This is a genomic window from Gracilimonas tropica DSM 19535, assembly GCF_000375425.1.
Lineage (GTDB): Bacteria > Bacteroidota > Rhodothermia > Balneolales > Balneolaceae > Gracilimonas > Gracilimonas tropica.
The window spans coordinates 470054-485038 of the sequence record NZ_AQXG01000002.1 but is presented as its reverse complement, the minus strand read 5'-3'; the positions used below and the strand labels follow the sequence as shown (position 1 = coordinate 485038).

The 14985-nt window shown below is 42.5% G+C and carries 11 protein-coding genes and 1 tRNA gene; 9 read left to right on the top strand and 3 right to left on the bottom strand.

Annotated features, from left to right (window positions below; genetic code table 11):
* Nucleotide 1: 1 nt before the first annotated feature.
* From B151_RS0105780 to B151_RS0105770, 3 genes are all read right to left on the bottom strand, one after another.
* Complete coding sequence (locus tag B151_RS0105780; protein WP_020402663.1) at nt 2-2002, bottom strand: M1 family metallopeptidase; 2001 nt, start codon at nt 2000-2002, stop codon at nt 2-4.
* Nucleotides 2003-2055: 53 nt separating this feature from the next.
* Nucleotides 2056-2442, bottom strand: coding sequence for a response regulator (locus B151_RS0105775; RefSeq protein WP_026166513.1), 387 nt, complete (start codon nt 2440-2442; stop codon nt 2056-2058).
* Nucleotides 2443-2676: 234 nt separating this feature from the next.
* Nucleotides 2677-2767, bottom strand: a tRNA-Leu gene (locus tag B151_RS0105770).
* Between the two features lie 299 nt (nt 2768-3066).
* Between B151_RS0105770 and nagB the strand changes: the two genes are divergently transcribed.
* The 9 genes from nagB to B151_RS0105725 all read left to right on the top strand — a co-directional run bounded on the left by nagB (nt 3067) and on the right by B151_RS0105725 (nt 14980).
* The gene (gene nagB, locus B151_RS0105765) at nt 3067-3846 is read left to right on the top strand and encodes a glucosamine-6-phosphate deaminase (RefSeq protein WP_169332192.1); all 780 of its coding nucleotides are present in this window, start codon (nt 3067-3069) and stop codon (nt 3844-3846) included.
* A gap of 24 nt (nt 3847-3870) precedes the next feature.
* On the top strand, nt 3871-4734 hold the full coding sequence (locus B151_RS0105760) for a PIG-L deacetylase family protein (RefSeq protein ID WP_157470698.1): 864 nt from the start codon (nt 3871-3873) through the stop codon (nt 4732-4734).
* A gap of 218 nt (nt 4735-4952) precedes the next feature.
* Entirely contained in the window at nt 4953-5582 is a 630-nt protein-coding gene (locus B151_RS0105755) for an RNA polymerase sigma-70 factor (RefSeq protein WP_020402659.1), read from the top strand.
* 63 nt (nt 5583-5645) lie between these two features.
* Nucleotides 5646-6683, top strand: a complete 1038-nt coding sequence (locus B151_RS0105750) for a FecR family protein (RefSeq protein WP_020402658.1) — start codon at nt 5646-5648, stop codon at nt 6681-6683.
* A 102-nt stretch (nt 6684-6785) separates the two neighbouring features.
* Nucleotides 6786-10388: a SusC/RagA family TonB-linked outer membrane protein gene (locus B151_RS0105745; protein WP_157470697.1), complete on the top strand. Its 3603-nt coding sequence runs from the start codon at nt 6786-6788 to the stop codon at nt 10386-10388.
* 26 nt (nt 10389-10414) lie between these two features.
* The gene (locus B151_RS0105740; protein WP_026166512.1) at nt 10415-11809 is read left to right on the top strand and encodes a RagB/SusD family nutrient uptake outer membrane protein; all 1395 of its coding nucleotides are present in this window, start codon (nt 10415-10417) and stop codon (nt 11807-11809) included.
* 79 nt (nt 11810-11888) lie between these two features.
* On the top strand, nt 11889-12788 hold the full coding sequence (locus B151_RS0105735) for a PIG-L deacetylase family protein (protein ID WP_020402655.1): 900 nt from the start codon (nt 11889-11891) through the stop codon (nt 12786-12788).
* 45 nt (nt 12789-12833) lie between these two features.
* The gene (locus B151_RS0105730) at nt 12834-14078 is read left to right on the top strand and encodes a sugar MFS transporter (RefSeq protein WP_020402654.1); all 1245 of its coding nucleotides are present in this window, start codon (nt 12834-12836) and stop codon (nt 14076-14078) included.
* Between the two features lie 44 nt (nt 14079-14122).
* On the top strand, nt 14123-14980 hold the full coding sequence (locus B151_RS0105725; RefSeq protein WP_020402653.1) for an ROK family protein: 858 nt from the start codon (nt 14123-14125) through the stop codon (nt 14978-14980).
* Nucleotides 14981-14985 lie beyond the last annotated feature (5 nt).

Genomic DNA, 14985 nt, shown 5'->3' with positions numbered 1-14985 from the left:
TTTATTCTGTACGTTCCCAAATGTTATTTGCGCGATCTGCATCCGGGAAATAATGCCTGGCATCAATTTCTACTTTGGTAATGGGTGATGGCGCATCAACCCGCGTGCTTGTGATTCGTTTGCCCATCATCCAGTCATCTACACCAATGCGTACTTCAGTTTGGGAGCCGTTTTCAAACGAAATCGTTAAATCTACAGGCATAACTACTTTTCCAAAATCCCGGATGGTGATGGCAGCTTCTTTACCATTTTGAACTACCTTATCCACAGCCTGATCCAGAGTCCAGGTTTCGAAATACCAGGATCTCCAAAACCAATCGAGGTCTTGACCCGAAACATCTTCAAACGTATTGAACATATCGTATGGAGTTGGATGTTTGTAAGCCCATCGGCTCATGAATGTTTCCCATGCTTCTTTGAATACATCCTCCCCTAAAACTCCTTGTAACGCAATTAGCACTGATGCGGGTTTGGGATAAGAAGCTACTCCATAAGCAGGGCCGGGATAGTGATAATCGGACCAGCGCATGATCTCTCCTTCAAGAGAATTCCCTGCAATGGGCAGGTAGCTGTTAAATTCAGCTAAACGGCTGAAGGTATCCGGTAAATAGTCCCACCGTGCCTGGGCTTCATGAAAAGTAGTAGCGCCTTCATCCATCCATGCGTGTCGGCGTTCGTTGCTACTCACGATCATGGGAATCCACATGTGAGCAATCTCGTGTGCAGTGACATCATATAGAGCTCGTTCTTTTCGAGCCTGCGAAACATTCGGGTTGGGATTGTTATAACTGCCGATGACGGTCATCATAGGAAATTCCATGCCTCCACCAATGATATCGGCTCCTTCAACAGATGTCATGTGAGGCCACGGATAAGAAATTCCGGTATAGTCAGAAAGATAGGAAATGGAATGGGCGGTGTATTCTGCTGATTTTTCCCAAAGCGGAGCCAAGTCTCTCCAAAAAGCATTAATGAGTGTGTAATCCGTATTACCATCGTTATCCAAATCTCCAATGGGAGTTCGTTTGGCATCCCAATTTGATTCTTTGGTAGCACTAAAGGCGATATCCCTGACTTGATTAGCTTCAAACTTCCATGTTAAAGTTCCGTCTTCACTGACTTGGGTTAATTGGCCGAAATCAGCCGATGAGGCAATATTCACAACGGTATCGGAATGCTGAGCTACAGTATAACGGTCGAGCAGGGCAGAAGAAAGAACCTCATCTGGATTTTTGAGCTGTCCGGTACTCATAACCAGCCATTGTTCGGGGGCTGTAATATTGACCTCATAGTTTCCAAAATCATAATAAAATTCGGCATTGCCGGTGAAGTTATCTCCAAACCATCCATCCAGGTCATCATATGTTGAGATATGCGGAAACCAGTAGGCGATGAAGAATACATTGTCCTGGCTGTATCCCATACGTCCGCTTGCACCGGCCTGTGGTACTTTAAAATTCCAATCTATCTCAACATTTATTTTCTCATTTGGTAAGATGCGCTCATCAGGATATACCACCAGATTTGTGCCAATTTCCTGATAAGTAGGCCTTTGTCGGGTCATTTCCTTGGATTCGGTTCCATTCACAGAAATTCTACTGATGTGTACTCCACCTGTGATCTCTACAAATTCATTTCTGGGAACGCCGGCCTTATGTAAATTCTGTGCTAATTCAAAAACCAGGTAGTAAAGCGTATCCGAAGAGTTATTGGTGTATGAAATGGAAGCTTCTCCATAGAGCATGGTATCTGCAGGAACCAACTCAGCATCGAGTACATACTTATAGGAATTGGTAAAATAATGGGGTCCCGGATTTCCGGTTTTGGTGCGGGTTCCTTTGTCAATCGCTTTCTGAAAATAGTCCGGATGTTCTAAAGAGTAAGGAATAGGGCGTTCGACGTTCAAAACCCTTTGAGGCTGCTCCAAAGTATTTGAAGATGAAGAGCAATTCGTTATAAAAAGAACCAGGGCAAGGAGTACATAAAGGTATGCAGGCTTCATGGCAAAAAAGAAAAGAGGTTTATGTTACCCCGGTAAAGTAAAAAAGAATTATTTTACTTTTGAATTTTGTCCAGATTTCTTTCAATGGAATCTTTAAGATCGTTGAACTCGATGGGTTTGACCAGATAATCCAGATACTCGGTTTCCTTGGCACGTTGTACATGATGCGGATCAGAGTTTCCGGTTATATATATGACAGGGACATTAGAAAATTTCCGGATTTCTTTCATTGCGGTAATACCATCGATCTCGCCTTCCAAAGAGATGTCCATTAAAATAAGGTCGGGACTGATCTTTTTGGCAACTTCAATAGCTGTTTTGCCATACACCAATTCACCTTCGGCATCGTACCCCAATTTTTCGAGATAACTCTCATACAGCAAGTTAAGAATGAGATCATCCTCAACGATCATTACTGTCTTACGCTTTTGTTTGTCCATCTTTATCAATTATTTGCCATTGCAATAAAGCACATAGTCTTAATAATAACATGAATTGATATTAAACGAAATTTTTGAGGCATAAAAAATTCAGGAATATTTTTACAGTGTTCCTCCACAAGATAGCAAAAAGGGTTTTGGATTTATGAAGAAATTAAATGTTGGAAAAAAACTTCGAAAAGATAGAAGTAAAAACAAAAATAGCCCAGTAAAAACAATGCTTTACTGAGCTATTGGTACCTCGGGCCGGACTCGAACCGGCACGGACATTTTAATATCCATTGGATTTTAAGTCCAACGTGTCTACCAATTCCACCACCGAGGCTTTTGGTAGGCGCCAAATATAAGGTTAAAGTTGCTACATCTTCAAAGTTCTTTTGTTCTTTTTTTGGGATTTTCTCCCGTTCATTTTTGAGTGATGAATTTGAAAAACTTAAGGTGGTCCAAAATAACGGAGCAGTTTTTCAGAAAATTTAAGTCAAAGCTAATTCTCTCCTGTCCAATAGATCTTAAAAAGAGATTGTGAATGGATATCAAAAAAAGATTTAGGGGTAGGCTATTTCTCATCCGTCTTATGTGTAAATGAAGTAAGTGCAAAGTTTGATCAAGCGGATGGAAAAAACTGTGAGTTCAATAACAGTTAGAGTTTTTGAGGATAAACTGTCGGGCAGTCAGTATATAGCCGATGCTCTGCGTTCCAGGATTCATACAAATGATTCCGATTCAAAAAGAACGGTACTTGGCCTGGCTACGGGCGGCTCACCTAAAAAAGTGTACGATCTGCTGGTTGAAAGTGTTGAGACGGGTGAATTGAGTTTCCAAAACGTTACTTCATTTAATCTTGATGAATATTATCCGATCGGGCCCGAAAGCAGGAATAGTTATCACTACTACATGAATCAAAGGTTGTTCAATCATACCGACGTAGACCCCGGGCAGGTTTTTATTCCGGAAGGAGATATTGAGGTCTCTGAGGTTGATCATTATTGTAAGGCCTATGAACGTAAGATCGCAGGCTATGGCGGGATCGAAATACAGCTTTTGGGAATTGGGGGCAACGGGCATATTGGATTTAATGAACCCGGCTCATCAATAGAATCTGAAACCCGCCTTATTCACCTTGATGAAAAAACTCGCAGGGATGCAGCCGATTCATTCGGGGGAATACATCAAACTCCTGAAAAGGCAATTACCATGGGTGTAAAAACAATATTGAATGCGAAAAAGATCTATTGCATGGCATGGGGCGCTCATAAAGCAAGACCCGTGCAACAATTAATTGAAGGCGAAATTACTGCTGAATGGCCGGTTACCTTTTTACAAACTCATGCAAATGTAGAATTGATCATTGATCGTGCTGCAGCTTCTTTACTCACTGACTCATCGAATTTTATCGTGAACTAACCAAATAACTAAAACTTAATGAAGATGAAACGAATAACAATCTTGCTGGCATTTTTTGCACTTACTCCTTTTTTGCTATTTGCACAGCCGGAAACACCGGTAGAAGAATGGACCGGCAGAACAATACTTTTTATTGGAGCTCATCCAGATGATGATGGCGGATCTCATGGAACGATGTCTATGCTTCAGGATAACGGCAATGAAGTATACGTTATGTTACTTACAACCGGGAACGTTGGAACCGGAGATCCTACTATGACTCGCGACCGTCTTGCAAAGATTCGTCGGCAAGAAGAAGTTGATGCACTGAAGGAATTGGGGATACCCGAAGAAAATTACATCAACCTTGGTTATACAGATGGAATGCTGGAATTCGCAGATCGTGAAGAAGTGGTAAAACGCATTGTTTGGTGGATCCGCAAATTACAGCCAACTACATTAATGGCGTTTGATCCTGGATATGGATATCAGCAATGGCATAAAACAGATCACCGTACTGCTTCTTACCTGGCTGTTGATGCTGCACGTGCTGCAGAATGGAGATTGATCTTCCCAAGTCAAATTATCAACGAAGGACTTAAAGAGCATTCTGTGACCGACTACCTATTCTACAGTACCACGGCCGGACACGAAAATACCTGGGTAGATATTTCTGATTATGCAGAAAATAAAGTTCGTTCCCTTTCTAAGTATGTAAGTCAGTTTACTTCTGCTTTTGATAACTATACCGGTCCGAATCTGGAAGACCTGCCAGGAAATGAAGGAGAAGAGTTCCTGGAGCGAATGCGCCGACGAGTATTTGAACGCGGTGCCAAAGATGGCAAGCCTATGGAAAGCTTCCGTTACTACCGCGGAAATCCTGATGGAGCTGGCTCTCGAAGAGACTAATTTACAGATTGGATGGTTTCAACTATTAGTCAAATCATTAAGTAGCAAGTTAAATACTTGCTACTTAATACTTTAAAATAGAATTCAAAAATGTAATTTAACTCATTAATAAAATAATCATTTAGTGAAAATTAAATTATAAATGATTTTTGAATTGTACTTTAGTGTAATTTGAAATTACATTTTTAATAAATAAGTGTGTCATAAGTGTTAGTGTAATGTTTTTGTCTTCGATCTTTTTTAGCGACAAAAAAGAACCGTGTTGGGATGACTCGGAATGGGTTGCTATGATCAAAAAGGGAGATGATAAAGCTTTTGAGCAGCTTTTTTTCAGGTACCATAAAGAATTAAGTCATTTTGCGAACAGTATAACCAGATCAAGGGAGTTTGCAAGAGATGCGGTGCAGGATGTGTTCCTTAAGATCTGGAGAAACCGGGAAAATTGGGAGATCCAGGTTTCAATCAAAGCCTACCTTTATCAATCCGTACGTAATCAATCTTTAAATCTGCTTGAAAAGCAATATACCCGTCTTCGAATTATTGATGAGTATCAATCGGAACAGCAGGGGCAGAAGATATACAGTGTTACCAGGGAACTTATTCCTGATGATATCAGTGACGAGGAACAAGTGCTGATCCGTAAAATATGGAAGATCGTTGACCGGATGCCGGACCGCAGAAGAATGGTGTTCGAGCTTAACAGAAAGCATGGGCTGTCTTACAAGGAAGTAGCTAAAGTACTTGATATTAGCAGAAAGACGGTAGAAAACCACGTAGCAAATGCCCTTCAGGATATTCGGGATGAACTGCAGGCAAAAGGCTTTACAAAAATTTTTAAGAAAGTTTAGGGGTAGCAGTATTGCTGCCTGTCTTATAACTGAAATCGGTAATCATTTAATCATAAAGTAAACTTGGATATTAATTTACTTTCCAAATATATAACCGGCGAATGCTCTGCTTCTGAGAAAAAACAAGTGGAGAAATGGGCATACCAAAGTCCCGGGAATCGCGAATATCTTGAAGACTTAAAAAAGATATGGTCTTATTCGGGGCAAAAGAATTATTCCTCAGAATTGTTCAATACGGAAATGGATTGGACGGTTTTAAAGAATCGCATTGAGGATGAAGCCCTGGTAGGAAATATTAAGACCACGGCAAGCCGAAGTAAATTTTCATTGAATTCTACCTGGTCGGTATTGATGAGGGTTGCGGCGATTTTTCTTATTTCGGGTCTTTTCGGTTTTTATACCTTCAAATCTATCTATGTGCCGGTACCTGAAGTTCAGGAAACCGTTCTGAGAGATATTTTCATGCCCAAAGGTAAGCGTGGAGGAGTCACACTTTCGGACGGAAGTAAAGTGTTTTTAAATGCAGATAGCCGTATTACTATTCCAACCGTTTTCACCGGAAATGTGCGTGAAGTTTACCTTGAAGGCGAAGCCTATTTCGATGTAGTTGAAAATCCCAACCGGCCGTTTATCATCAAAACAAGAGGTGCTGTTGTACAGGTTTTAGGTACTTCTTTTGCTATTCGTAATTACTCGGATGATAAAACAGTGAGAACAGTGGTAGAGGATGGCGTGGTATCTTTCAAAGCCGAAGGAGCTCAAACCAATGATGGGGTAATACTTACGAAAGGAAAGTTAGGTAAGCTTGACCTGAACAGTAAACGCATGATCACTGAAGAGGTTAATGATTTAGATATTTATTTGAGTTGGAAGGAAGGTAACCTCAAATTTGATGATACGAAGATGACCGAGGTAGCCAAGCAACTTGAACGACGATACGATATTAAAGTTGAAATGAGCAATGAGTCTATTGGTGATCTGCACCTTACTGCAGAACTCAGAAGTCGCAGTATGGATAATGTGATCCATACCATCGCTACATCCCTGGATCTGGATTATGTGATCGACCAACAGAAACACAAAGTAATTTTTCAACAATAAAACTTAGGGCAGGTTAGCGAAGAAAAAAACTGCCCTTTTATTATCAGGATTTTGGAAGCGCTTTTTAAATAAAACAATAACAAGCTATGGAGAAGGACACGGATGAAAACATTTGTTACTAAAACAGCTAAGATGACAGTTTGCTTTTTCGCACTGTGGATGGTTGTGCTTCAGTTTGGCTATGCTGCCAACGCAAATGCACAGTTACTGACCTCATTGTCGAATAATTTGCAAACCAACAATAATCAATATTATGAGGTTCGGTTATATTCAAACAGTATTGCTGAACTGAGAACTAAGATTTCGATAGAAAGTAAGGAAAAAGCTCTCGGGAATGTATTGAAAGAAATATCCCAAAAAGCAAGTTTGGGTATTGCATTCAATTCAGATCTCGATGTTTTAAGTACTCCTATCACTGCGAGTCTCAGTGAAGTTACAGTGGCCGATGCCCTGCAGTACGTACTTCGTGAAACCGGATATGAAGCTGCCATTTCTTCAACCAGGGAAATTCTGTTGATCAAAGACAGAGCCGCTGTGAAGCCTGCAGAGAACATTGAAAAGGAAATATCCGGCGTAGTTCGAGATTCTGAGACGGGTGAAACATTGCCCGCTGTTAACGTTTTTGTTGAAGGTACCAACATTGGTGTAACAACCGACGTTAACGGAGAATTTGAGCTTACTGTACCTGATGATGCTGAAACACTGGTATTCAGATTTGTTGGATACATTACACAAGAAGTGCCTATTGGCGATCAGACCTATTTTGAGGTCGCCTTGGTGTATGATCTTGTTCAGCTTGAAGATGCTGTGGTAGTAGGTTATGGTACTCAGCAGCGAACAGAGGTAACAGGTGCGGTAAGTTCCGTGCGTACTGAAGAAATCAGTGGTGTTCCTGTCTCTAGTTTTGAAAATGCTCTTCAAGGAAGGATGGCCGGTGTAAATGTGGCGGAGTCTACAGGAGAACCCGGAGCTACTCCACAGATCACTATTCGCGGTACCGGTTCTATTTCTGCCGGTAATGACCCGTTGTATGTGGTAGACGGTGTTCCAATTTCAAAAAATACAAACCTGCAGTCCAGTATTGGCAGCCAGCGTGCTTCATTCCAGCCTCCAAAGGCGAACCCGCTTGCAACCATCAACCCAAGCGATATTGAGTCTATTGAGGTGCTGAAAGATGCTTCTGCCGCTGCTATTTACGGTTCAAGAGGCTCCAATGGCGTGATCTTGATCACAACGAAAAAAGGACAGTCAGGTACACCTCAGGTTTCTTTCGATAGTTATGTGGGTTCTTCAACGGTTTTCAATCAACCGGATCTGATGAATGCAGAAGAATTGATCGCTTATACCAAAGATTCCCGTAACAACAATTACCTGCAGGATATCGAAATGGGGAATACTCCAGCCAATCCAGATTATGATCCGGACACGAATGAGGGGCGTCCGGATGTAGGTAATTACCTGATCCCTGAACAGTACGTGAACTGGGATGGTACCGATACCGATTGGCTCGATCTAGTGTTTAGTCCGGCTTTAATGCAAAATTATGACTTGTCTGTGGCCGGAGGAAATGAACAAACCCGATATTTCCTTTCAGCCGGATTCTTGAATCAAGAAGGTGTTTTAGACGGCTCTGCATTTGACCGATACACCCTAAAACTGAACCTGACACAAGATATTAGCGAGAAATTCCGGGTTGGAACTTCGATCAATGCTGCTTTAACACAGCACGACCGACTTCCAGCTAATGCCCCATATTTCGGATCACCTCCGGGAATCGTGTATTCTGCATTGGTACACTCACCGGTAGTTGCTCCTTACAATCCTGATGGCACCATTAACCAGCGTAACAACCAGTCTTACCTGGGCGGTGGTACAACCACGGCAAGTAACCCACTGGCCATTATGGAATTTATTAGCGAGGATATTCAGAATAACCGCATCTTTGGAAACCTTTATGGAGATTTCCAGATCAATGACAACTTACTTTTCAAGTCATTAGTGGGTTATGATCTGAATAATTTCAAGCAGTCGTTTTTCCGTGGAACTGAATTCCTTTACAGAAATCAAACAGAAGGTCAACCATACGGGCAAGCCAGCAATGGAGACAGCTTCAACTGGTTATGGGAAAACACCCTGAACTATACCAAAACACTCGCACAGGATCATGATATCAATGCTATTGTAGGGTATACTGCTCAGAAGCAAACGGATGAGACTACTGTGATCGTTGCGGATGAATTCCCGGATGATCAGGTTAAGACCATTAACGGTGGTTTGGTATCCGGCGGAGATGAACTCAATTCCGAATGGAGTCTTGTTTCCATGTTAGCTCGTGTGAATTACGTATTCAAAGACAGATATCTGTTTACAGGTACCATTCGTTCTGACCGCTCTTCAAGATTTGGTCGCGATAATCAAACCGGGGTGTTCCCATCATTCTCACTCGGATGGAGGACTACTCAGGAGCCGTTTATGGCTGACCAAACCTTATTCAGTGAACTGAAACTTCGCGGTAGTTACGGTGTAACAGGAAACTTTGAGATTCCAAACTATGGTTCAATTGGTTTGCTTGAATCTGCCAACTATCCGCTTGGTGGTACTGAGGGTATTGGAATTGCCCCGCAAACATTAGGCGATGATGGACTGACCTGGGAAACAACCTATCAATATAACCTGGGGGTTGATTATGCACTATGGAAAAGCCGTATTTATGGTTCCTTTGATGTATACAACAGCCAGACTGAAGATCTGCTCTTGTTTGTAAGTCTCCCTGCTTCTATTGGCTTCGAGACCATCTTGACAAACATTGGTAAAGTGGAAAACAAAGGGGTTGAATTCTCCATCACTTCCCGAAATGTGTCTAACAAAGCGTTCACATGGGCCACAGATTTCAATATTGCTGCGAACCGTAACAAAGTATTGCAGTTAGGCCCTGAGGGAGATCCGATCCTGAGTTCAGGAGCAGCCGGACAGCGTCACATCACCAGAATAGGCGATCCTATTGGTAGCTACTATGGTTATGTGGTAGACCGCGTTTATCAAAGTCAGGCCGAAATTGATGCTGATAATGCGAATGCGCCCGGTGGAGATTACGACCTGATGGCTCCCGCACCTCGCCCAGGAGATTTCCGCTTCAAGGATATTAACGGTGACGGCGTTGTAAATGCTGATGACCGAACGGTAATAGGGAGTTACCATCCAGATTTCACTTACGGAATCACGAACCGTTTCAACTACAAAGGGTTCGATTTAAGCATCTTCTTGCAAGGTGTACAAGGCCGCGAGGTGTTGAACTTAACATCACGTCACTTGTTGAACGGTGAAGCCAATTTCAACTCCTATGCCGCATTGAACGAACGCTGGATCTCAGAATCTCAGCCCGGTAATGGCGAGCATCCAAGAGCTGATCGTAACTCTGCCGCTCATGGAAACAACAACAGAATTTCCTCTTACCAGGTGCAAGACGGTAGCTATCTGAAGATCAAGAACATCACTTTAGGATATAATTTCCCTCCTGAACTTATTGATGGATTATTTTCTTCAGCACGGATCTATGTTTCTGCTACCAACGTGGCCATGTTTACCGACTATATTGGCTTTAACCCAGAGGTTAGTTTGCAAACTAACAGTTTGACCCCGGGTGAAGATTATGGTGCTTATCCATTATCAAGAACGATCCAGTTCGGTATTAACCTCGATTTTTAATCAGAATTTTTAAAAAGGATATGACCATGAAAAAATTAATCACATTAGTTCTTCTTCCTTTTTTGTTTGTCTCGTGTGGAGAAGACTTTACGGCGCTAAGTCCTATTTCACAGCGAAATAGCGAGAATTACTATAGCTCTCAAAAAGATTTTGAGATTGCTATAACAGGAGCCTACAGCTCACTGCAAGAAAGCGGAACATTTGGAGTAAACTATGTTCTGTTAATGGAAATGCGGGCCGATAATGGTGCCAACGGTGGAGGAGCCACCGGTTTGGCCGCCGTGTACCAACAACTCGATGATTTCGATGAGATTCCTACAGCTGAGATCCTTGAGGATACCTGGGCTGCATCTTATGATGGAATTGCCAGTTGTAATGCCATTCTTTCCCGCATTGACGGAGTTGATTTTACCAGCGAAACGCTGAAAGATCAGATCAGAGGAGAAGCTCTTTTTATTCGTTCCCTTCTGTATTACCACATGGCAGTTATATTTGGAAATATTCCGGCACAGTTTGAAGAAGCCGATTATCCAAATATTGACATCAACCAGGTATCTGCTGCTGATATCTATGCACAGGTAGTGGATGACCTTGAGGAAGCGGAGAGCCTTTTACCTCCGGCATCCGTTAACGGCCGCGCTAATAAGTATGCAGCGGCTGCTCTTTTAGGCAGAGTCCATCTGCAGGCAGGAAATGCTTCTGCTGCGGAAGCTCCTTTACGCCGTGTTATGAACGACCAAGTGTATGATTTGGAAGATGACTTCTCAAGACTCTGGGATCCTAATACGCAACTGGATCAAAATTCAGAATCCATCTTTGAAGTGCAATTCATCAGCGGAGGATTAGGTGAAGGAAGTGCTTATACCGATATGTACACACCAAACGGTGTAGGCGGTGGTGTTGGAGGTGGTGTTGCTCCTCAAAACGTAACCGATGATATCGTTGCTGCTTATGACAGCGCCAATGACGGCCGTTTCTGGACTACTTTCGATACGGTTGGACTGGGCCCGGATAACTTTTGGGTGAAAAAATTCGACAGTAACCCATCACGCGTATTTGATGCCCCCAACAATTGGGTTGAAATTCGATACGCTGAAGTACTATTGAACCTAGCCGAAGCACTTGGAGAAAGTGACGAAGCTTACGATCTCATAAATGAGGTTAGAGATCGTGCAGGACTCGGAGACATCGATGAAAATACCCCCGGTACTTTCGAAGAAAAACTGCTGAATGAGCGACGTCTGGAATTTGCATTCGAGAACAAACGCTGGGCTGATCTGCTCCGCTTTGGACAGGCAAAGCCCGTTATGTCCGGCCATTTGGGTATTTCTGAGTCAGAAGTAACCCTTCTTTATCCCATACCTCAAAGTGCTATTGATGTTACCCCCGATGAGATGACACAAAACTCTGAGCATCAGTAGCCAATTAGTAGCTTAGAGCCGGAACAGCCTGGAAGGAGTTGTTCCGGTTTTTTTTCTCCATTTTAAATCATACACCATCATGAAGCATTTACTTTTTATTATTTTTCTGGGGCTGTTAAGCCTGAATGCATCCACTATTTCAGCACAGAATGAAGAAAATGACCGAATCAGGGTCATTGCGATTTTTGCACACCCGGATGACGGCGATGCCAAAATGGGCGGAACCGCAGCATTGTTAGCTGAGATGGGGTATGCTGTTAAATTTTTATCCATCACCAATGGAGATGCCGGGCATCATGAAGAAGGCGGAGGCATGTTGGCTAAACGCAGACGTGCTGAAGCAGCAGAAGCCGGACGAAGACTGGGAATTGATGAATATAAAGTATTGGACAATCATGACGGGGAATTACTCCCGGAATTGCATATACGCCAGCAAGTGATCCGCGAGATCAGAAACTGGAATGCTGATATTGTTCTTGGATTACGACCAAACGATTACCACCCTGATCACAGATATGCCGGAGTTTTGGTACAGGATGCCGCTTACATGGTAGTTGTTCCCAATGTAGCCCCTGATACTCCTCCATTGAAGAAAAATCCCGTATTTCTATATATGTCAGATGGATTCCAAAAACCCAATCCCTTCAGTCACGACATAGTCGTAGGTATTGATGAAACCTTTGAGAAAAAGGTGAATGCTTTTGATGCTCATGAATCACAGGTGTACGAGTGGTTGCCATGGGTTTCAGGAAACCTGGATAAGGTGCCCGAAGATCCTGAAGAACGAAAAGAATTCCTGCGTAACGGTTTTATAGGAAGAATGGGCGTTTCCCCTGACCAGCGTAAAGGCCTTGAAAAATGGTATGGCAAAGAAAAGGGACAATCTTTTAAATACGCGGAATCATTTGAGATTTGTGAGTATGGCTATCAACCTTCAGAAGAGGAAATCAGAGCATTGTTTCCGATGCTCAAAAAGTAGATCCGATACAAGCATAGAACTATAACAAGCAACTAACAGAATATTATGAAGCGCAATTATTACCTGGTCGGGCTTATTGTATTAACTTTTTTCGTTATCTCATTTTTAACCAATATCATTGGTCCTTTGGTACCTCAGATCATCGAAGATTTTGATTTGAGCCTGACCTTGGTAGCCATATTGCCTTTTGCTTTTTTCATTGCCTACGGAGTGATGTCGATTCCCTCAGGCATGCTGATCGAGCGCTTTGCTGAAAAGAAAGTAATGGTGGCTGCATTTGCGGTGGCCTTCTCGGGCGCTTTACTTTTTGCACTGATTCCTCAGTACCTGGTAGCCGTTGTATCCCTATTCCTGATCGGATCGGGAATGGCGATGCTTCAGGTAGCTATTAACCCCCTGCTTCGTGTTTCCGGTGGAGAAGAAAACTTCGCATTCAATTCAGTGATGGCTCAGTTGTTCTTTGGACTGGCTTCATTTCTAAGCCCGTTAGTGTATTCTTACCTGGTGCTAAACATTGGAACGGATGATATGGGGCCGTTTCTGTCCCTGCTATCTAATGTAGTTCCTGAAAGTTTGCCATGGGTTTCACTTTACTGGTTATTTGCGATGGTCTGTGTGGTAATGATCGTGGTCATCAGTGCCTCCAAATTTCCTGCGGTAGAAAAGAAAGAAGATGAGATCGTAGGAGCGCTGGAAACCCACCTTGAGCTGCTTAAGAACAAAAAAGTAATCCTCTTTTTTCTGGGGATCTTTGCGTATGTAGGTGCAGAGCAAGGAGTAGCTAACTGGATCTCCGAATTTCTTTCAACCTATCATGGATATGACCCACAGACAACAGGTGCAAGCGTGGTTTCCTGGTTTTGGGGGATGATGACAGCGGGAACTCTATTGGGTTTGTTTCTACTGAAGATCATGGACAGTAAAAAGGTGCTCATTCTGTTTACCTCAGCAGTTTTACTTTGTCTTTCTCTGGCCCTTTTTGGTGGCGGAAATATTGCACTTTACGCTTTTCCTGCTATTGGATTTTTTATTGCAGTGATGTGGCCCATCATCTTTTCACTGGCTCTGAATTCTGTAGCCGAGCATCATGGAACTTTCTCGGGAATCCTGGTAACGGGTATTGCCGGTGGAGCTGTAGTCCCCCTTATCGTTGGTTCATTAGGGGATATTTTTGGACTAAGAATTGGGATGCTCTTCCTATACATCGCCTTCGGCTACATTTTGAGTATCGGATTTTGGGCAAAACCGCTCATTAGTAATAAAACTATTGATTTCGGGAATAAGGAGTAAAGTAGAATCAATTATTTAGTTTAATATCATAAATATATCCTCCATTGAATAAGAGAAGTCTGATAGGGATAGACCTGGGTGCCACAAATGTGAGAGTGGCCTTGGTAGAAGAAAACGAAATTACCTCAATATCCAGTGAACCGATCAAGAACAGTTCATCACCGGAAGATCTGATCAATCAAATCAGGGTTCTGATATCCAAAGAGTTAACGGATAAAGTAGGAGCGATCGGCATTGGAGTTCCCAGTGTGGTAGATGTGAAAGAGGGAATTGTTTATGATGTGCAAAATATTCCTTCCTGGAAAGAAGTACCCCTTAAACATATCCTTGAAAAAGATTTTGATCGCCCGGTCTTTATCAATAATGATGCAAATTGTTTTGTGCTTGGAGAAAAACATTTTGGCAAAGCTAAAAACTACAGTTCAGTTGCCGGGTTAATTCTCGGTACCGGTTTTGCCGCCGGGCTTATCTTTAATAACAGACTCTACTCGGGGCCTAATTGCGGAGCCGGTGAGGTAGGAATGCTGCCATATAGAGATTCGATTTTTGAACATTACTGCTCCGGACAGTTTTTTGATCTGCACAAGAATATTTCAGGAAAAGAAGCTTATCGCCGTGCATTAGAAGATGATGAGGAAGCTTTAGAGATGTTTGATGAGTTTGGTCATCATTTGGGCAATGCTTTGAAAGCCGTGATGTATGCGTATGATCCCGAATTGATCGTATTCGGAGGTGGAGTCCGAAAGGCATACAATTTTTTTAAAAACTCTATGATCGCTTCTCTGCGAGACTTTGCCTACAAAAAATCTATAAATAAAATAAAAATAGAAATTTCAGAAAACGAACAGATCGCTGTGCTTGGCGCTGCTGCTTTGGTACTCGATTCGTTGAATTTCGACTAACAGGA